Origin of the sequence: Roseomonas chloroacetimidivorans (assembly GCF_049629625.1) — a bacterium.
Classification (GTDB): domain Bacteria; phylum Pseudomonadota; class Alphaproteobacteria; order Acetobacterales; family Acetobacteraceae; genus Roseomonas; species Roseomonas chloroacetimidivorans.
Genome location: NZ_JBNBZS010000036.1, coordinates 41,282 through 59,104 on the forward strand (window position 1 = coordinate 41,282; position 17,823 = coordinate 59,104).

Genomic DNA, 17,823 nt, shown 5'->3' on the forward strand with positions numbered 1-17,823 from the left:
CGCGCACCTGGTTCAGATGTTCGACAGCACCGTGGTGCGGGCGCATGTCTCGGCCGCGGGTGCCAAAGGGGGCAGGACGGCCAGGCGCTCGGCCGCTCACGCGGTGGTTTCGGGACCAAGATCCACCTCAAGGCCGACTTCCAGGGCCAGCCGCTCGCCTTCGACCTCACGGGCGGGGAGGCCAGCGACAGCCGCCACTTTGAGATCCTCCTCGACATCGGCCCAGACATCGCGCCGCGCGCCGCCCTGACCGATAAGGGCTATGATGCGGAGCGCAATCGCGATGCAGCAAGGGCGCGCCGCATCTGTCCCATCATTCCCCACCGCTCCAACGCGAGCCACAGACCGGCCTTCTTCCCAAAGCAGCTCTACAAAACCCGCGCCCGCATCGAGCAGACCATCGGTAAACTGAAGCGCTTCAAGCGGATCGCGCTCCGCTGTGAGAAAACGGCGATGAACTACGCCGCCTTACTCGCCTTCGCCTGCGGCCTTATCTTGGCCAAATCCGTCCACACGGCCTAAGATCGGCTCCAAGCCTATTCATTGTTCATGCGGAATGGAACGCGTCAGACGCCCTGCATTTACATCATTTTGTTTCAAGCCAATCCACGACTTTCCTGGCCCGTTTTCCGTGGCCGGCCGCCGTGGCGAGAACTTGGGATTCTGCCTTTCAGGCCGGCGCGCTTCCATCGCACAGGAAAACCGTCATGGCGCATAATCCAAAGCACTACGGGCTGAGCAGCGGCCGCGACTTCCAGAAGGCGTTCGGTGACTACGACCTGCGCATTGGACAGGCGCACTTCGACTTTTTCTCCGGGTCGGACGCGATGGACGTTCAGTTCGGCCGGGCGAACACGGACGTTCTTCTCGGGAATACCCAGAACGATGACCTGCTCGGAGGACGTGGAAGTGACATCCTCGTCGGTGGTGCGGGTATGGATCACATGGATGGAGGCAAGGGCAACGACGTCCTGATCGGCGGCGATGACGCCGACGGGCTCCACGGCTCGGACGGCCGTGACTACCTCAGCGAAGGGGTAGGCCACGGCGATCTTGAGGGCGGCAAAGGCAATGACGTGCTCTCTGGTGGGCTGGGCGGCGACGCGTTCATCGTTGACCCCACCAGCGGCCACGACATCGTCGTAGACTTCCAGGCTGGGCCTGGCATGCTCGATCACATCGCATTCCGCGATATCATGCCGGAAGAACTGACGTTCCAGGACACAGAGGCTGGCGTGAAGATCAGCTGGAACGACGGAAAGGGCTCGGTGCTGCTGGCGGGTATCCAGAAGGCAGATCTCGCCCAGGACGACTTCATGTTCGCGGACGACCGTTACCTGCTTCAGCCCACCAGTGCCGATGCGAACCATGTCTCCGCGACCAGCTTCGCCAAGGATGAGGGCTTCAACCTCTCCGCGCCGGACATTAATGACGGCACGATGCCCACCACTACCATCCACTTCGACGAATTCAATGTGCAGATCGGATCCGCGCAGGCGGATGCCTTCGCGGGCACGGACGCGCGCGACTTCTACTTCGGCCTCGAAGGGGACGACCGGCTTTCAGGCGACGCTGAGGACGACAACCTGACCGGCGATGCCGGAAACGACACCCTGGATGGTGGTATGGGCCAGGACCACCTGGTGGGCGGTGCCGGGGATGATGAACTCTTCGGAGGTGACCAGGCCGACAACCTCATGGGCGAGGACGGGAAGGACACTCTGTACGCTGGTGCCGGTCACGACATGCTCGAAGGCGGTGGCGGTGACGATGTCCTGAACGGCGGTGACGGGGCCGACGCGTTCATCGTGTCGCCCGACAGCGGCAACGACGTGGTCACAGGTGGCTTCGATGCGGGCCCGGGGGCGTTCGACCACATCGCCCTCCGGGACATCACGCCCGATGAGGTCAAAGTGGACGATACGGCTGGCGGAGTGATGGTTAGCTGGACCACGGATCAGGGGACCGGGTCCCTGTTGCTCGAAGGCCTGACGAAGAGCGAAATGGCGCAGGACGACTTCATGTTCAATGCGGATGCGGGCGCAAGCGGGGCTTTCGTGAACGATCCCGCCATCACGGATGAGGGCTCGCTGTACCTCTTCCGGAACGGAACCACGATCGCTGACGCGCAGCAGGATTACCTGCTGACCTAGGGTCTGTGACTGGACTGCCTGGCAGGCCCTTTCGGCGCTGATCTGGTCTGCGGACGCGCCAGCTTGGACGTTCTCAGGGCTTTCAGGGTGGCACGGTCATGACCAGGACGAGCCTGGACGACGCCCAATGGGTGGCGCTGATGCTTGTGGTGCAGCGGATCCCGTTCGCGTGGAAGCATGACGAAGGAGCGCTGCGCCGCTTTGTGGAAGCCGCGCTCTGGATCGGCCGGACCGGGGCGCCGTGGCGTGACCTGCCCGAAGCGCTGGGCCTCTGGTCCAGCGTCTACCACCGCTGGCGGCGCTGGTGCCTGCGCGGCTGGTGGGAGTTGGTTTTCGAGGCGCTCCGCCCAAGCCTGCCCGAGGACGGTTTGCTGCTCCTGGACAGCACCACCTGCAAGGCCCACCGCGCCGCGAGTGGAGCCGTGGGCAGCACGCCTTCGGCCGAGGCGCTTGGCCGCAGTCGTGGCGGGCTCTGCTCCAAGCTGCACGCCTGCGCCGATGGTGCAGGCCGGGTCCTGCGGCTGATCGCCAGCCCTGGACACCACGCGGACCTGCGCTACGCCAGCGCACTCGCCTCGGGCATTCCGGCCTGCAACGCCGCACTCGACCGGGGTTACGTCTCGGCCGCCCTGCGCGCCACCTTCGCCGCTGAAGGCTGCACGGTCCACACGCCGCCCAAGCGGGGCATGGTCGATCCGCCGGCCTGGGATCCCGAACTGTATGCCCGGCGTCATCAGGTCGAGAACCTCTTCTCCAGCCTCAAAGACTGGGCTCGCATCGCCCTCCGGCGCGACAAGACCCGCCGCAGCTGGATGGGCTTCGCCCACCTCGCCGCCACGATGATCAACCTACGCATCGCCGAATCCGGTCACAGACCCTAAAACCGTTCGAGATCGACCTCTCGGGAATCGAGCGCACATAGCAAAGCGCAGCAGCAACCCTTATCCAACGCTGACGCGAGCCATGTTGTCCATCGGTTTCTCCAACCCGACATTCAGAGCACTTTCGTGTCCTGCACCCATCAAGAGAACGGCGTCACACGGAGTTACAGCCGACCAGTGGATGTCTCACGAAGTTGCGGATCCTCCCGCTTGTCTGGAGCCCCTCTTCTCGGAGTTCAACACATCTGAGTGCTTCTCAACGTAGGAACCGTTGCGGACATGCCAACACAGTGTGGTCCAACATGGAGCTGTCAGCAGAATTAGGAATACACTCGCCCAGTTAAGCCTTTCTCATGCGCATAATGACTTAATCAGGGCCGGATTGCTCTTGCGGTCGTGGCTCTCCTTGCAAGGGTTTCATCTCTCTCGATAACAGAAGCGCGACTGCAGAGCACTCCCGCGACTGCAGAGCACTCCGCAGTGCTTCGAATCTGACTTGAGAGGGATTTATCTTGGCTTCAGATAAGGCAAGCGGATTCGCGTCGATGAACGGCGGCACCACTGGCGGAGCGGGCGGCTCATCTGTCACGGTGTCGACGGGAAAGGAGCTGTTGGCGGCCATTGAGAAGGCGGCAGATTCGCCGCTGACGATCTACGTGAAGGGCGAGATCACCACCGCCAACACCGGCGCCGACGTGATAGACATCGCCGGTGTGAGTAATCTCTCTATCATCGGCGCTGAGAATGGCGCGGAGTTTGACGGGATCGGCATCCGGGTGAAGGGCGGGTCATCCAACCTGATCTTCCAGAACCTCTCAATCCACGATGTAAACAGTGGCCCTAAGGATGCGATCGGCATCGAGGGTGGATCAAGCAACATCTGGATCGATAACAACGAATTCTACAGCAGTACGGATAAGGGCAAGGACTACTACGACGGCCTGATCGACATGAAGCGCGGTGTGGAATACGTCACTGTTTCTGACAACGTCTTCCGCGACCACTACAAGGTTTCGCTGAACGGCTTCTCCGACAGCGATGAGGGGGGGCGCTACGTTACCTACAACGGCAACTTGTTCGAGAACGTAGGATCCCGCGCGCCAAGTGTCCGCGATGGCGTCGCCCATGTTTATGACAACTACTACAAGGATGTTGAGACGTCTGCAATCAACATGCGTATGGGTGCAGTCGGCCTGATCGAGAACAACGTCTTCGAGAACGTGAAGGACCCAATCGTCAGCCTCGATAGCGAGAAGATCGGCTTCTGGGAACTCAAGGGCAACGAGTTCACCAACGTCACCTGGGGCAAGGTCGGCAGCGGCGAGGCCAGTGCAGCCGACGGCAAGTCAACCGGAAGCTACGACGCACCCTACGCCTACACTCTGGAGGACACGTCCAAGGTGAAGGCGCTCGTCACGAGCAAGGCAGGTGTAGGCAAGCTCGGGTCGAAAGCCGACACTGGCACAGACACGGCCATTGATGTTGACGTCGGCATTGATAAGGGTGGGGACCCTGGCACGGGCGCCGACGTTGATACCAGCCCGGATACGAATGCCACCCCGGCCGACCCGACTGGCGATGCCGCGGCCGTGGCCGGAACCCGCGACGCCGATGTGCTGAAGGGCGGAGCGACCAACGATGTGCTGAGTGGTCGTGGCGGGACCGATGATCTGAGCGGAGGTGCAGGTGATGACAAGCTTGCTGGCGGGACGAGCGACGATGTCCTGTCGGGCGGGAGCGGCAATGACACGCTCGAGGGGAACTCCGGCAACGATCTGCTGGCTGGGGGGATCGGGGCAGACGTTCTCACCGGCGGTGGCGGGAGGGACCTCTTTGTCTTCATGAGCTTCGAGGACAGCCTCGACGGCAGCGGCCGCGACGTTATCACCGACTTCGCTTCGAACGATACGATCGATCTCAGCGCGATCGACGCTCAGGCGAGCGATGACGGCGACCAAGCCTTCGCCTTCATCGGGTCTGAGGCATTCACCGGCGAAGCGGGTGAGCTTCACGTTGTCCGCGACGGGGACTATTTCATAGCTGAAGGCGATGTGGATGGCGACAAGGCGGCCGACTTCCAGATTGCGTTGGCGGGTAACCCGAGCCTCGCGGCCAGCGACTTCATTCTCTGAGACAACACCGTGGGGCGCGGAGGGGTCCGCGCCCCATCAAGCTGATAGCTCAAGCACACTGGACCGGCTTCCTGATCGATGATGACCGTTTGATACAGCCAGCCCTCCGCGTCCAAATGTGCAAGAGATACTGCCGGCAAATTCTCAGCCGACCTTTTGGTGTACGAGGCGCCTGCATGAGCCCCGTCCAGCGCCAACAGACGGTATCCCGCCCGGAGACCGTCCGTACTTGCCGGATAAGCCACTTCCTGATTACGCGGAAACTTCAGCTAGTGTCGCGATCGTGAAATTCCTACGATCACGTGGTTGATCGTAGGGGACAGTGATGGGCAGGCCTGCAGTGCCGATCGTGCTGGATGCGGCCGAGTGGCGGGAGTTGGAGACGGCCGCCCGAGCCCACAAGACTGGTCAGGCGATGGCACGGCGAGCACGGATCGTGCTGGCTGCTGCGGCAGGGCTAGAGAACAGGGCGATCTGCGCCGAGGTGGGCGCCGACGCAAACACGGTAGGCAAGTGGCGCCGCCGATTTGCGGCATATCGTCTGGACGGGCTGTTGGACGAACCAAGGCCGGGCACGCCGCGCAAGATCGGCGATGACGAGATCGCCGACACCATCCGCCGGACGCTGGAGACAACGCCCTCTGGAGCGACCTACTGGTCACTGCGCTCCATGGCCGAGGCGGTCGGCTATGCACCCTCCACCATCCACCGGATCTGGCGAGCCTTCGGACTACAGCCGCACCGGTCCGAGACCTTCAAGCTTTCGGCCGCCCCGCTCTTCGTCGAAAAGCTGCGCGACATCGTCGGGCTGTACATGGCTCCGCCCGAACGCGCCCTGGTGCTGTGTGTGGATGAGAAGTCTCAGATCCAGGCGCTCGACCGCACGCAGCCTCTGCTGCCTATGCGTCCTGGCCAGGCCGAGCGCCGCACCCACGACTACACCCGCCACGGCACCACCTCGCTGTTCGCCGCCCTCGACATCGCGACAGGCGCGGTTATTGGCGCTGTTACCCAAAGCACCGCTCCAGCGAGTTCCGGAGGTTCCTCGATCAGGTCGAAGCCGCCGTGCCTGCTGACCTCGATCCACCTCGTGATGGACAACGACGCCACCCACAAAACCAAGCCGGTGCGTGACTGGCTTGCCAAGCGTCCGCGCTGGCACGTCCACTTCACGCCCACCGGCGCGTCTTGGATCAACCAGGTCGAGCGCTTCTTCGCGCACCTTACCGAGCGCCAACTCCGGCGCGGTGTCTACCGATCCACAGCCCAGCTTGAGGCCAACGTCCGGACCTTCATCGACGCCCACAACGCCGACCCCAAGCCCTTCCGCTGGACCAAGTCCGCCGACGACATCCTCGCCGCCATCCAGCGCTTCTGCCTCCGATCCCAGCAGATCGGAGGAACTACGGAATCAGGACACTAGTTTGAGCAGGCGATCAGACCTTGGCAGTTTCTACAATGCGGCTGTGGCGAGGCGCGGCGGCATGGCGGCATGGCGGCATGGCGGCATGGCGGCATGGCGGCGGCTGAAGCAGTATTCAACTCGGCGAGATAGCGCGGCACGTGCCTCGGCGCGATCGACCGACAGGTGCCGCTGATCGCGGCCTTGATGTTGCCAGGCGCGGTGTTGACCCATTTGAAGGCCCGAGTGCGCGCCGCGCGAGGGGATCAGAAGCGATGCCCGTGGAGGGGACCGAGTGACGACAGGCGCGCAACATCGAGCCGCAGCAGGCGCTCCGAGTAGTCCCGGGTGCCGGGCTGAAAGCCAAATCCGACACAGTCCTGCCGGTCCCGTTTGAGCAATATTTCGCGCGAATTCCCGCAGGAAGGAAGAAGACCGACCAACAGCACCACAACGAAGAACCGGCAGTACATCATGGCCGCGCTCCTCCCTGTCCCGCCAGATCACGAAGCTTAGAGGTCGTTTGGCAATTTTATTGCGTGCTGTCGTGGGCGGGCTTGTAGTCGGGCGAGCGACCATCTGGGCCGGATGTGCACCTTACCCTATCCCTCTGATCTGAGCGACGCCGAGTGGGCAATCTTGTGTCCTCTCATCACCGGAGCACAGCAAGCGGGCCACCGCCAGGTGCTCGACCTGCGGCGGATCGTGGAGGCGGTGTTCTACCTCCTGCGCACCGGCTGCCAGTGGCGGGCAATCCCGCATGAGTTCCCGCCCTGGCCAGCGGTGTACTGGCACTATGCCAAGTGGAGGCGCGCTGGCACCTGGGAGGAGGTCAACGCTGCCCTTCGCGAGCGCCAGCGGATCGCAGTTGGGCGGGCGGCCCAGCCAACAGCCGCGATCATCGACAGCCAGTCGGTTCGGACCACCGAGGCGGGTGGCCCACGCGGCTATGACGGAGGAAAGAAGGTTACCGGTCGCAAGCGGCACGTGTTGGTGGATACGCAGGGCAACCTGCTCAAGGTCCGCGTCCACCCCGGAGACCTGCACGATCGCCGTGGCGCCGAAGTGCTGCTCCAGGGCCTGGCCGCTCAGTTTCCGCTGATTGCCCTCATCTGGGCCGACACGGCCTATCGCGGCCTGACGGGCTGGCTGGCTTCCACGCTCGGCTGGAAGCTCTCCATCGTGAAGCACTGGTGGACCGGGCTGCAGGGCGTCTGGGTTGGTCCAGGCCAGTTGCCACCAGAGGTTCCGCAGGGCTTCCACGTGTTGCCGCGCAGGTGGGTGGTTGAGCGAACATTCGCCTGGATCGGCCGCAACCGGCGAATGGCCAAGGACTACGAACACCTCATGCAGACCGGCGAGATGCTCACCTACATGGCCATGTCACGCGTCATGCTCCGGAGGCTCGCGAAAGCCGCGACATAAAATTGCCAAACGACCTCTTAGTGCTCACAAGAACTGGTGGAACTTCGTAGTAGATCGGCTCTGCCGTTGGTCGCTCTGGCGTTGCTCTCCGCCAGAGCGAAGGAGGGCTTGCCCCGTAAGTGCCGAGGCAAGCCCTCTCGCGTCACGGGCGTTTGAGGACCAGGTCAGCGACCGCCCAGTTGCGAGGGGTCCTGCGTGCCGGGCACCCCCGACTGCGGACTGTCCGGTCCGTGCGGGTGTGGGGTGGACGGGTGGGGAGCGATCGGAACTGCCGACGGACCCAGAGCAAAACCCTGGTCGCCGCCGCCCCCACTGGGCTGCGCGCTCGTCGTTGGCGCGGTGGGCGCGCGGCTCGGCGCGGTCGTCATTGGAGCGGTGCTCGCGCTGCTTGGCACGCTAGTGGTCGGCGCAGTCCGCACATTGCCGGTCTCGTGTGCGAAAGCGCTGCCAGCCGCCAGGATCATCGCGAACGCGAGGTAGACGGGCGTTCTCATATGCTGTTCTCGTGCTGTTGTTTGCTAAAGGAGGACGATAGAGCATGGCTCCATGACTAAGCCTCAGCCCGTTCACGCGCCTATTGCGCGTGTCAGCAGCCGCCAGTCAGGGAAGTACGCAACTATCAAATCCTCCATTTTGAGCAGTCAGCATAGCTTGCCAACACAGCCCAAATAGAGTGCGCGCATTGCAAGCGTTTTGCCGCAGCACAACAAGATATTTCAGCAGGATGTGGCCCTCGTTGTAGCGGACGCTCCAGGGGGCTGCCACCTCCCGGTGACACCTGCTCGGTGCGCCACCTTCAGCACGGGCAGCCGTTCGGCTGAAAGCATGATGATGTTGGCCCGCTGCACATGCTTAATCGGGCGGTTCCGGCTGCCAAGAATCACGGCCAGCCGCGCGGTCCTCCGGGCTGCTAAGGACGCTGACGGTCTGGCCATGCCGCTAGACTTCAACAACAGTGGCCCCTTGCGAATCCTATGTCTGCGCCAATGCACTAGCGGCGCAGCCCTGGCCCATGCTGATCGGAGGCGGTGCCTGCCGCTCAGCCCGCAGCTCGTCGACTGCATTCGCCCACTGAAATTGCAAGCGCAAACGAAAATCCCAGCTCCCCCACGATATCGCAATCGCGCGATAATATCAATTTAGTCCTATAACCTGTGGTTGCGGTGGCGAGATTTAAGCAATCTGTGCGTGCTTTCACGGAAACGTGAGATCGCCATTGCGGAGGCGCCCGCTGGGCTGATACCCGGTTGTTCAGCGGAGGGAACTTGGGCCCCCGAATACAATATCCCGGCTCTTAGCGGGAGCATCAGAATAGAGAAATGGGCACTAAGTTTGAGGTCAGTACAGCATCATTCCTTTACTTGTAGATTATAGTAATTCAGAGGCGCGAGCCTCTGTCTTTGCAATCGCACGGGATAGCCGGTGCAGACGGAGATTGTATTTAACATGGCTACTCAGGCCAACGGCTTCGCCTCCATGAACGGCGGTACCACCGGCGGCGCCGGCGGAGCGACCGTCACCGTCACCACCGGCAAGGAACTACTGGCAGCCGTGGCCAAGGCAGCGGACGCGCCGCTGACCATCGTCGTCAAGGGCGAGATCACCACCGCCAACACCGGCGCCGACGTCATCACGCTCAACGACGTCCACAATCTCTCCATCATCGGTGCCGGTAGTGGCGCGGAGTTCGACGGCATCGGCTTCCAGGTGAAGGGCGCCTCCTCCAACCTGATTTTCCAAAACCTCTCTATCCACGACGTGGCGAGCGGCCCGAAAGATGCCCTCGGCATCGAGGGCGGATCCCACAACATCTGGATCGATAACAACGAATTCTATAGCAGCACGGATAAGGGCAAGGACTACTACGACGGCCTGCTCGACATGAAGCGCGGTGTGGAATACGTCACTGTCTCCGACAATGTCTTTCGTGATCACTACAAGGTTTCGCTGAACGGCTACTCCGACACCGACGAGGGTGCCCGTTATGTCACCTACGAGGGCAACCTGTTCGAGAACATCGGCTCTCGCGCGCCGAGCGTTCGTGACGGCTATGTTCACGTTTATGGAAACTACTACAAGGACGTTGAGACTTCCGCGATCAACCTTCGCATGGGCGCTGAAGGTCTGATCCAGAACAATGTCTTCGAGAACGCCAACAACCCGATCGTCAGCCTCGATAGCAAGGAGATCGGCTACTGGAATCTCAGCGGCAACGAGTTCGACAACGTCACCTGGGGTAAGGTCGGTAGCGGGGAGGCGAGCGCGCAGGACGGCAAGTCCACCTCAGACTACACCGTTCCCTACAACTACGATCTGGACGCCACCTCCACGGTCAGGGCCAGTGTCCTAAGCCGCGCTGGCGTGGGCAAGCTTGACCTCCCGACCGACACGGTCGGCTCCCCCGACCCTGTCAAGATCACGCCGCCCATCGCGCCTACCCCGCCCATCAAGGTCACCGAGCCCAGCACTCCCTCCAACCCGAACTTGGCGAGCGACACCCCGTCGGCCTTCAAGGGCACCGGCTCGGCCGACAAGCTGACAGGCACCGCCGGGAACGACACCATCGACGGCGCCGGCGGCAAGGACGTGCTGTCGGGCGGCGACGGCCATGACAAGCTCATCGGCGGCAGCGGCGACGACACGCTCGATGGCGGCAATGGCAACGACACCCTGTTCGGCGACAACGGCAACGACAAGCTGAACGGCGGTGCCGGCGATGACCGGCTCGAGGGTGGCGAGGGCAAGGACACGCTCGACGGCGGCACGGGGAATGACATCCTCCTCGGCGACGCTGGCGACGACAAGCTGTCCGGCGGCGACGGCAACGACCAGCTCGACGGCGGCGAGGGCAAGGACACGCTCGATGGCGGCGCCGGGAACGACACGCTCCTGGGCGGCGCCGGCAAGGACACGCTGATCGGCGGTGCCGGCAACGACCGCCTGGTCGGCGGGCTGGACAACGATGTCCTGACCGGCGGCGCCGGGAACGACACCTTCGTCTTCAGCCAGCTCCTCGACAGCAAGGTGGGCAGCGGCCGCGATGTCGTCACCGACTTCGCCAAGGGCGACGTGATCGACCTCTTCGCGATCGATGCCATGACCAAGCTGGGCGGTGACCAGTCCTTCAGCTTCATCGGCAGCGGGAAGTTCACCGGCGCGGCGGGCGAGCTGCACGCCATCCAGTCCGGCGGCGACACGCTGATCGAGGGTGATATCAACGGCGACGCCAAGGCCGACTTCCAGATCGAGCTGGCCGGCTTCCATAACCTGGCGGCGAGCGACTTCATCCTCTGACGCCGGAGAATGGCCCGGCCCAGCTGCCCTAGAGCGCGGGCCTGGTAGAGGCTTTATCCAAATGAATGAGGACTACGAGCGCGCCGTTGGTGCGGCTGTCGTGCTGCCAGATGTCAATGTGGATGCCATGAACACCCACCTGGCCGAGATCAGCCGCTGCGTCACCCAGGGCGCTCACGCCGTCCTCCTGCTCGACAGCGCGGGCTGGCACACCTCACCCAGGCTGCGCCTGCCCGGGAACATCAGCTTGCTCCCGTTGCCCCGCTACGAGCCGGAACTGAGCCCCGTCGAGAACATCTGGGCGTTCCTGCGCCAGAACCTGCTCAGCCATCGCGTATGGGACAGCTACGACGCGATTGTGGATGCCTGCTGCCACGCCTGGTCCACGCTGATGAGCCCACCCGAGCAGATCGCCTCCATCACGCGCCGCTCCTCGGCGCAGGTCAAAGTCTAAGGCGACTGGTATCAGTTCATCGGCCGACCGGCATTAGAGGACCAGCACGCCGCGGTGCTGGGCCTCCTCTTCGGGGCCCATGTGGATGGTGACCACCATGCGCTCGGCCTCTTCACGAAGCGCTTGCTCAATGCGCTCGGAGATGAGGTGCGCTTCCCGCAGCGGCATTTCGTCTGGCATCACGACATGGCACTCGAGGAAGCCGGATCCTGTCCGAAGATGTGCCACGGCGGGCATACTCGCGGCAGTACCAGTACGCTGTGCGCGACGCCCAGGCCTGCGCCAGCTTTGCGTTACTGCTGCTGGCGGAGCCCAGCGTAGAAAACCAGACGCGTTCCTGGCGCGGCTCAGGTGCAAGCACGGGCGTAAGGCCGGGTTCTGGGCTCTGTGGAGAGGCGAGGTTGATGGGAACCAGCTGCGCTGGTCTACCCGCAGCCACGTCACGGAGCCGGTCTCATCCAGTTCTACCTCGACCAGCCGGAGCATCCAGTTGATAACTTCGGCCGCTTCGATGGCGAGATATATGCGCTGGCCATGACAGATGAGAGCCCTGCCTCCACCGAGTCCCCTGCCCCACGCCGTCTGCCCTGGGAGTTGCACCCCTCCCTGACCGAAGAGCGGCTCACAGCCGCAGCCCGCCTTCTGGCCCGTGGCCGGGCGGACGCGATTGCCTTCGCAACCCCCTGGGCCGGTGATGACGCCTGGTCAATTGGCTGTCGGGCCTATGCCTTCTCCAAGCACCAGCTCTCACGCGCGGCGGAGGGTGGCCGCTACTCCTGGCTCGGGGCGCTGGACGAGACCCACCACTTCGTTTGCCTGATCGAGGGCGTGCTGGTCCGCTTCTACCGGGGCGATGCCGAGGGTCCCTCGAAGCGGATCCTGCGCCAGCAGGAGAGCTAGGCCGAGCAGCTCGCCCTGGCACTGGGGAGCGATGAGGCGGAAGGGCTGATGTTCCGCTTCGCGGCGGAGACAGAGCCGGACGGGGCGGTGCGCCGCATCGTCTTCCTGGCGCTGAGGGGCGAGGTCGAGCGGGTGGAGTGCTTTTGGCTCGCGCCCCCGGAGAATCGTTCCAAAGAACGCCGCAACAGCAGAGGTCTAATGCAGCTGCCCCTCAGCGCCGGAGCGAAGCACCCTACTCGTTCCGCCCGGCCCCGAAAGCGTGCGGGCACCATAAAGCCGTCGCAGCGCCATGATCGGCCAGAAGCGGTTTCAGTTCAGACGTCATCACCGCCTTCCGGGCGGCCGTAGAGCCTCCTCGATCTCGGGCAGCGGTGGAATCGCGGCGGCCACGGCCGATGGTGCCCAGAGATGCGGGAAAAGACGTTCAGTCTCGCCCAGAGGGAACGCTATCCGCAGGGGCGAGTCCTTGGCGCCGGTCAGCATGCCACGCTCGGCAAGCGGCTTCACGAAGCGTCGCGCCTGCCGGTCGCTTGTGCCGACCAGGGCCGGCAGATCTCCCCTCGCCACCTCGCCGAACAGCACGGCCCGTTCCAGCAAGGGGGCGATGTGCGGATCCAGCCGCCCGCCGGCGACCTCCGCCGCCACGAACTCCCGCACCCGGCTGGACATGGCCTCGGGGGCCAGCAAAATATTCATGAAGCGGACCTGATCGAGGCACGCGGCTATGAAGAAGCGGCAGAACTCCGCCAGTCGGCCGTCGGACAGGACACCTCGGCCGTCGAGGGCACCCTGGGGCGGCGCGTCGGCACGGGCGAGGAAGGCCTTGTAGGCCTCCACATTGCGCGCGAGGCCCGTGACACCGGCCACGGTGCCGAGCCAACCCCGGCACGCCGCAGCAACGCATGAGACAGCAGCCTGGCCGTTCGCCCGTTGCCGTCCGCGAAGGGATGGATCCAGAGTAGGCGATGGTGGAGGGCAGCGACGGCGACGGGCCGCTCGGCACGACCGAAGCGCTCCGGCGCCCCCTCATCAAACCGCGCTAACCAGCCCGGCAAATCCTCTGGCGGGAGCGCGACGTGGTGTCCGACCTCGACGTCGTCCGTCCGCAGTTGTCGGTTTTCCTTATCGAGGATAATGGCCCCGATAAGCTGCCTCGTCTTCTTTAACCATGAGAATGGCGCGCTGGACCGGTCCGGTCGGTGCCGGAAGAGAGCCCTGCCAGGCGCTCGACCATTTCCGTTTCTTATAGGCGAGCGCTCTTCGGTCGTCGTCCCCGAGCCGCCGACCCAGCGTTTCCAGATCCGCTTGCCAGTTCCCGGGCGATGGCAGGAACGCTTGGCGCAGGGATGATGGCCCGGTGAGGACCGAGGCCGTTGCCATGAGCAGATGGCGTTCGGTGACATGCAAGCGCCTGAAGGCAGCCGGACCGGGCCGGCGCCGCTGGGCCAGGATCCAGGGGTTGTCCGGAAGTGGTGAGGCGAAGGCCTCGTAGAGCAGCCGGTCACGGTATGGATGGTCGGTGCGGGTGAAAGCCCAGACCAAGTCCGACACGATGAGCGCCCGCTCCTCCAAGGCGCTGTATCTCCAGTTCGCCTGATTTCCGGCTGCCAGGGCCAGGATCCCGTCCTGGAGCTCCGCCATTTGCTGGTGGAGGGCCGCAGCTGCGGCGGTGTCCGGAGCCCAATGTGCATGGTGGGCCACGGCATCGACGCCAGGAGGGAGATGGCAGAGAGGGTTGTCGGAGCGCTGGTGCCGACGAAGGCACGCGGCCAGCGCGGGATGCAGCAGCGTGCCGGGCCGCCCCTCCACAAGCGTCACGCGGTGCAGGGAACAGACGGTCCGCGGTGCCATGACCCAGGCCCGCCGGAGGTAACAGATCCCCCGGTCGGCCCGCTGCTGCTCCAGGCAGTGCGGACAGGCCGCGTAGCGCAGCCTTGGACGGCCGAAGCCGTCCGGGCGGGCGGCACCGAAGGCGATGAGCTCCCCCGCCCGAGGATAGGCGGCAGCCACGGTATGTGGGAGCAAGCCGTCCAGGGAGAGCCCGAGCAGCTTCGCGACCGGTGAGAGCGCCCTCCGTGGGTGGCCAAGATCAACCGCGGCGAGGTCGATCGGCTTTCCGGCCGGGGCGATCCGGTTCAGAAGCGCCTGCAGTGGCTGCCCATAGAAGCGGGCGGTTCGATCGAGCCAGGAGGAGATGAGCTCATCGTCCTCTGGCGGCGGCACGATGGGCAGGGTCGATCCTGGCTGGAATGTCCCCTGCCCTGCCCTCACGCGGACGCCTCCGGCCGGCGCCTGTGCTCCATAGAAAGCAAGGGCGCCCGCGCTGGCATGGAGGCCAGGCTGTCGAGGCTGATGCACTCGGAGCCGTTTCGGATCGCCTCCACGGCAAGGCTCTCGAGCAGTCGGACGATGCGCACCGTGATCCCCTCCGACGCCTTGAGGAGCGCAGCGCGCAGTTTCTCCTGGTCCAGATCCGAGGGACGCCGCAGCGGCAGGATGGCATTGTAGCTCGCCAGAAGGCGGCGGAACGCGACGCCATTCGTCCAGCGCGGCAGCTCGACGGACTCGAACCGGTCCGCGAGGCCGTTATCGGTGAGCAGGGCTCGCCGAGCCTCCGGCGTACCGGCGCAGACCAGCGGCATCTCGAGTTCGTTAGCGAGCAGCCGGATCACGTTGAGGAAGATACGCTGCTGGCGGTCACCTCCGACCAGGAGGGCGTGGATCTCGTCGATGACCAGGATGCGGGCGCCGACGATGCGGAGCGCGTCACGGGCCATGCGCCGAGCCCGGATGCGGCTGACCTCGCCCACAAGCGGCAGGCCCAGGGCCCCAAGCAGCTCCTCGTAGAAGGGCACCTCCGCCGGCTCGGGTGGGAGCTGCATGAGCACGACCGGCATCTGGGTCAGCCCCAGCCGGGGGTCCACCACCTTGGGATGGGCGCGGCTGAACTTCCGCAGGATCATGGTCTTGCCCATGCCGGTACGGCCGTGCACGAGAAGGCAGGGCATGCGGTTGCGCTGCGGGTAGGTCAGCAGGTCGCCCATGGCCTCCAGCGCGAGCTCGGCCGCCGGATGGCTGATCCATCGCTCAGCCCGGATCCACTGGATGCGCTCGTCATCGGGCAGGCTGGCGATGGCCCCGTGCTCGGCCGTGAGATGGCCGTAGGTGCTCACGACCACTCCTCGACCGGGAAGGGCAGGATGGGTCCGCCATCCGGATCATCGGCTGGCCCGGCTGCCCGTGTTTCGCCGGCCACCCGGCGGTGCGGCTCGCTCCGGAGCGCCCGCATGCTGCGCTCCTGCTCGCGCCGAGCCAGCCTGGTATGGCTGCGGGCCTGAGTGACGATTGCCCGCTGATCCTCGATGGCCTCGAAGATCCGCGGCTGGGAGGGGTATCTCTCACCCGCCTCGGTCAGTCGCCTGGAGGCGGCCCTGATCTCGGCCAGTGTGACGGCGGGGAGCCGCCGGTCACTGACGGGTATGGGCCAGTAGCTCCCATCCTCGTCGCGCAGGTAGACCTGCGACATGTCCCGCGGATCGTAGCGCACGATGACCAGCTGTCGGGGCTTGCGCAGGAAGGTCGAGAGGACGCCATCCGAGTAGCAGAGGTTGAAGAGCGCCAGCCCCTCGCGCCGGATAGTTCGCCTCCTGAAGGGCAGGAAATCCAGGTAAAAGCGCTCAAGGTCCTGCGGCAGGCGAAGTGGCGTCGAGCTGCGGGCCACTGTCTCCGCCCAGGCCGTGCTCGGCGCCATGCCGAGGCCGCGGTGCTGGGTGTGGTGATAGACGCCCACGATCTGGTGCACGAGCCAGTTCTCCAGCTCGTCCATTGTCATCGCCGCTGTCACCTCCGGGTCGGGACCGCGCTCGGCGATACGACGGCCGGTGGCGCCAGGCAGGAGCCGGAGGGCCCCCATCACGGTGCCGATCAGCCGCTCGATATGGCCGCCCCAGCCGGTTGCGCGCGTGCGCGGGTCCACGCCGACGGCGAAGCACCTCCCGCTGATCGTGCAGCCGTACCCGAGCGGCAACGGCCTTGTAGCTTGGCGGCCTGAGGTGTGCGCCGAGGCAGCGCCGTTCGACTTCACGCACGAGGTCGGCAACGGTCGGCCGCGACCGGCTGAGGTAGAACTCCTCTATGGCGGTCCTGATCACCGCCTCGACATCGCCAGCCAAGAAGCGGGTGTTCGTGACCCTGCCACTCTGCCGGGGCAGCAACGCGCTCAGGGTCGGGTCAGCGCGGAAGCGCCGGAGCAGGCGATAGCACTGGGCCCGCCGCAGCCCGAGTTCCTGCGCCGCCGCATCCACGGCTGCAGCCGTCACGAATTCCTGCGCAGCAAGGGGCGCCAGGACGCGCATGCGGTCCCGGCCGACGCGCCAAGTGGAGTCATCATACGCATGAATGTCTGGGGGACCAGACAAGTATCTCTCGGCTCCGGAACCATTATCCTGGTTGAGGATGAACTGGCATCGATGAAGGAAAATCGACGCCGCTAAGACACTAATTTGATTACGAAGCCGCTATCCTGGTTAAGGATTACTGACACCCGGGGTCGGAATTGGCGCGACCCGTCCCCGTCCCCGTCCCCTCCCCTGCCCGACTCACAGGTCGAGCAGCCGCGCCGGGCTGTCCCGCGTGATCCGGGCCCGGCGCCGGTACCCTTGGGTGGTGGCGATGCTCTTCTGCCGGGTGTGGTGCATCACCTGCTCGTCCAGCGCGCCCTTGAGATAGGCCTCGGTGATGAAGCCCGCCCGCAGCCCGTGCGGCGAGAGGCGCTCCGCCTCGTCCACGGTGAGTCGGGCCATCTCGGCCCGCCGCCGCAGGATCTTCCACACCCCCTGCGGGCTGAGCCGGTCCTCGAGCGCGCCCCCGGGGCTGATCCGCCGGAACACCGGGCCCCACTCGATGCGCGTCCGGCGGAGCCAGGCCTCCACCGCCCGCACCGGGCAGGAGAGCGGGTTCAGTCCGCGCGGAATGCCGATCGTCGCCCCCTCCCCCTCCTGATCGCGCTTGGAGCGCGGGATCAGCACCGTCATCCCCTCGGCGACGAAGCGCAGATGCTCGCGGTCGATCCCGACGATCTCGGAGCGTCGTAGGGCGCCGGCAAAGCCCAGCAGCAGCAGGGCGCGATCCCGATAGCCGGCCGTGTCGGTGCCGCAGGCCGCCAGCAGGCGCTTGACCTCGG

Annotated in this window: 16 protein-coding genes and 3 pseudogenes; 10 read left to right on the forward strand and 9 right to left on the reverse strand. The window is 64.8% G+C overall.

Going from position 1 to position 17,823, the window contains the following annotated elements; genetic code table 11:
• Positions 1-120: 120 nt before the first annotated feature.
• The 5 genes from ACO1BU_RS22750 (at position 121) to ACO1BU_RS22770 (ending at position 6,589) form a co-directional block, all read left to right on the forward strand.
• Entirely contained in the window at positions 121-522 is a 402-nt protein-coding gene (locus ACO1BU_RS22750; protein ID WP_424138269.1) for a transposase, read from the forward strand.
• Positions 523-707: 185 nt separating this feature from the next.
• Positions 708-2,153 (forward strand): calcium-binding protein, encoded by a 1,446-nt coding sequence (locus ACO1BU_RS22755; protein WP_424138251.1) that lies wholly within the window; start codon positions 708-710, stop codon positions 2,151-2,153.
• Positions 2,154-2,251: 98 nt separating this feature from the next.
• Positions 2,252-3,034 (forward strand): IS5 family transposase, encoded by a 783-nt coding sequence (locus tag ACO1BU_RS22760; protein WP_424138252.1) that lies wholly within the window; start codon positions 2,252-2,254, stop codon positions 3,032-3,034.
• 512 nt (positions 3,035-3,546) lie between these two features.
• Positions 3,547-5,166, forward strand: a complete 1,620-nt coding sequence (locus tag ACO1BU_RS22765) for a pectate lyase family protein (RefSeq protein ID WP_481133235.1) — start codon at positions 3,547-3,549, stop codon at positions 5,164-5,166.
• 325 nt (positions 5,167-5,491) lie between these two features.
• The gene (locus tag ACO1BU_RS22770; RefSeq protein ID WP_424138254.1) at positions 5,492-6,589 is read left to right on the forward strand and encodes an IS630 family transposase; all 1,098 of its coding nucleotides are present in this window, start codon (positions 5,492-5,494) and stop codon (positions 6,587-6,589) included.
• A 245-nt stretch (positions 6,590-6,834) separates the two neighbouring features.
• On the opposite strand, the gene ACO1BU_RS22775 is transcribed toward ACO1BU_RS22770, so the two are convergent.
• Positions 6,835-7,044: a hypothetical protein gene (locus ACO1BU_RS22775; RefSeq protein WP_424138255.1), complete on the reverse strand. Its 210-nt coding sequence runs from the start codon at positions 7,042-7,044 to the stop codon at positions 6,835-6,837.
• A gap of 112 nt (positions 7,045-7,156) precedes the next feature.
• Here ACO1BU_RS22775 and ACO1BU_RS22780 point away from each other — a divergent pair, with 112 nt between their 5' ends.
• Positions 7,157-7,993: an IS5 family transposase gene (locus tag ACO1BU_RS22780; protein ID WP_424138256.1), complete on the forward strand. Its 837-nt coding sequence runs from the start codon at positions 7,157-7,159 to the stop codon at positions 7,991-7,993.
• Positions 7,994-8,725: 732 nt separating this feature from the next.
• Here ACO1BU_RS22780 and ACO1BU_RS22785 read toward each other — a convergent pair.
• Positions 8,726-8,923 (reverse strand): annotated as a pseudogene (locus ACO1BU_RS22785) (IS630 family transposase); the annotation flags it as partial.
• A 516-nt stretch (positions 8,924-9,439) separates the two neighbouring features.
• On the opposite strand from ACO1BU_RS22785, the gene ACO1BU_RS22790 reads away from it, so the two are divergent.
• Complete coding sequence (locus ACO1BU_RS22790; protein ID WP_424138257.1) at positions 9,440-11,287, forward strand: pectate lyase family protein; 1,848 nt, start codon at positions 9,440-9,442, stop codon at positions 11,285-11,287.
• 79 nt (positions 11,288-11,366) lie between these two features.
• A pseudogene (locus ACO1BU_RS22795) lies at positions 11,367-11,741 on the forward strand (transposase); the annotation flags it as partial.
• 33 nt (positions 11,742-11,774) lie between these two features.
• Here ACO1BU_RS22795 and ACO1BU_RS22800 read toward each other — a convergent pair.
• A complete protein-coding gene (locus tag ACO1BU_RS22800; RefSeq protein WP_424138258.1) occupies positions 11,775-12,227 on the reverse strand; it encodes a cation transporter dimerization domain-containing protein in 453 nt (150 codons plus the stop codon).
• A 48-nt stretch (positions 12,228-12,275) separates the two neighbouring features.
• Between ACO1BU_RS22800 and ACO1BU_RS22805 the strand changes: the two genes are divergently transcribed.
• Complete coding sequence (locus tag ACO1BU_RS22805; RefSeq protein WP_424138259.1) at positions 12,276-12,641, forward strand: hypothetical protein; 366 nt, start codon at positions 12,276-12,278, stop codon at positions 12,639-12,641.
• Positions 12,642-12,965: 324 nt separating this feature from the next.
• Here ACO1BU_RS22805 and ACO1BU_RS22810 read toward each other — a convergent pair whose 3' ends face one another.
• The 5 genes and pseudogenes from ACO1BU_RS22810 to ACO1BU_RS22830 all read right to left on the reverse strand — a co-directional run bounded on the left by ACO1BU_RS22810 (position 12,966) and on the right by ACO1BU_RS22830 (position 16,617).
• Positions 12,966-13,508 carry a hypothetical protein gene (locus ACO1BU_RS22810; RefSeq protein WP_424138260.1) on the reverse strand — a complete coding sequence of 181 codons (543 nt, stop codon included), beginning with the start codon at positions 13,506-13,508 and terminating at the stop codon, positions 12,966-12,968.
• A gap of 86 nt (positions 13,509-13,594) precedes the next feature.
• Positions 13,595-13,786, reverse strand: a pseudogene (locus ACO1BU_RS22815) (hypothetical protein); the annotation flags it as partial.
• Positions 13,764-14,912: a TniQ family protein gene (locus ACO1BU_RS22820; RefSeq protein WP_424138261.1), complete on the reverse strand. Its 1,149-nt coding sequence runs from the start codon at positions 14,910-14,912 to the stop codon at positions 13,764-13,766. The pseudogene ACO1BU_RS22815 and the gene ACO1BU_RS22820, both read right to left, overlap by 23 nt.
• Positions 14,909-15,814 (reverse strand): TniB family NTP-binding protein, encoded by a 906-nt coding sequence (locus tag ACO1BU_RS22825; RefSeq protein ID WP_424138262.1) that lies wholly within the window; start codon positions 15,812-15,814, stop codon positions 14,909-14,911. The genes ACO1BU_RS22820 and ACO1BU_RS22825 overlap by 4 nt, the downstream gene beginning before the upstream one ends.
• Positions 15,811-16,617, reverse strand: a complete 807-nt coding sequence (locus ACO1BU_RS22830) for a Mu transposase C-terminal domain-containing protein (protein ID WP_424138263.1) — start codon at positions 16,615-16,617, stop codon at positions 15,811-15,813. The genes ACO1BU_RS22825 and ACO1BU_RS22830 overlap by 4 nt, the downstream gene beginning before the upstream one ends.
• Here ACO1BU_RS22830 and ACO1BU_RS22835 point away from each other — a divergent pair.
• On the forward strand, positions 16,604-17,134 hold the full coding sequence (locus ACO1BU_RS22835; protein WP_424138264.1) for a hypothetical protein: 531 nt from the start codon (positions 16,604-16,606) through the stop codon (positions 17,132-17,134). The genes ACO1BU_RS22830 and ACO1BU_RS22835 overlap by 14 nt on opposite strands.
• Before the next feature lie 105 nt (positions 17,135-17,239).
• On the opposite strand, the gene ACO1BU_RS22840 is transcribed toward ACO1BU_RS22835, so the two are convergent.
• A partial coding sequence (locus ACO1BU_RS22840) for a tyrosine-type recombinase/integrase (protein WP_424138265.1) occupies positions 17,240-17,823 on the reverse strand: 584 nt, incomplete at its 5' end.

Excerpts from the sequence above, each read along its gene's own strand:
- ACO1BU_RS22755 (WP_424138251.1), top strand. The coding sequence starts at position 708 with ATGGCGCATAATCCAAAGCACTACGGGCTGAGCAGCGGCCGCGACTTC.
- ACO1BU_RS22775 (WP_424138255.1), bottom strand. The coding sequence starts at position 7,044 with ATGATGTACTGCCGGTTCTTCGTTGTGGTGCTGTTGGTCGGTCTTCTT.
- ACO1BU_RS22805 (WP_424138259.1), top strand. The coding sequence starts at position 12,276 with ATGACAGATGAGAGCCCTGCCTCCACCGAGTCCCCTGCCCCACGCCGT.
- ACO1BU_RS22800 (WP_424138258.1), bottom strand. The coding sequence starts at position 12,227 with ATGCTCCGGCTGGTCGAGGTAGAACTGGATGAGACCGGCTCCGTGACG.
- ACO1BU_RS22790 (WP_424138257.1), top strand. The coding sequence starts at position 9,440 with ATGGCTACTCAGGCCAACGGCTTCGCCTCCATGAACGGCGGTACCACC.
- ACO1BU_RS22770 (WP_424138254.1), top strand. The coding sequence starts at position 5,492 with ATGGGCAGGCCTGCAGTGCCGATCGTGCTGGATGCGGCCGAGTGGCGG.
- ACO1BU_RS22780 (WP_424138256.1), top strand. The coding sequence starts at position 7,157 with ATGTGCACCTTACCCTATCCCTCTGATCTGAGCGACGCCGAGTGGGCA.
- ACO1BU_RS22760 (WP_424138252.1), top strand. The coding sequence starts at position 2,252 with ATGACCAGGACGAGCCTGGACGACGCCCAATGGGTGGCGCTGATGCTT.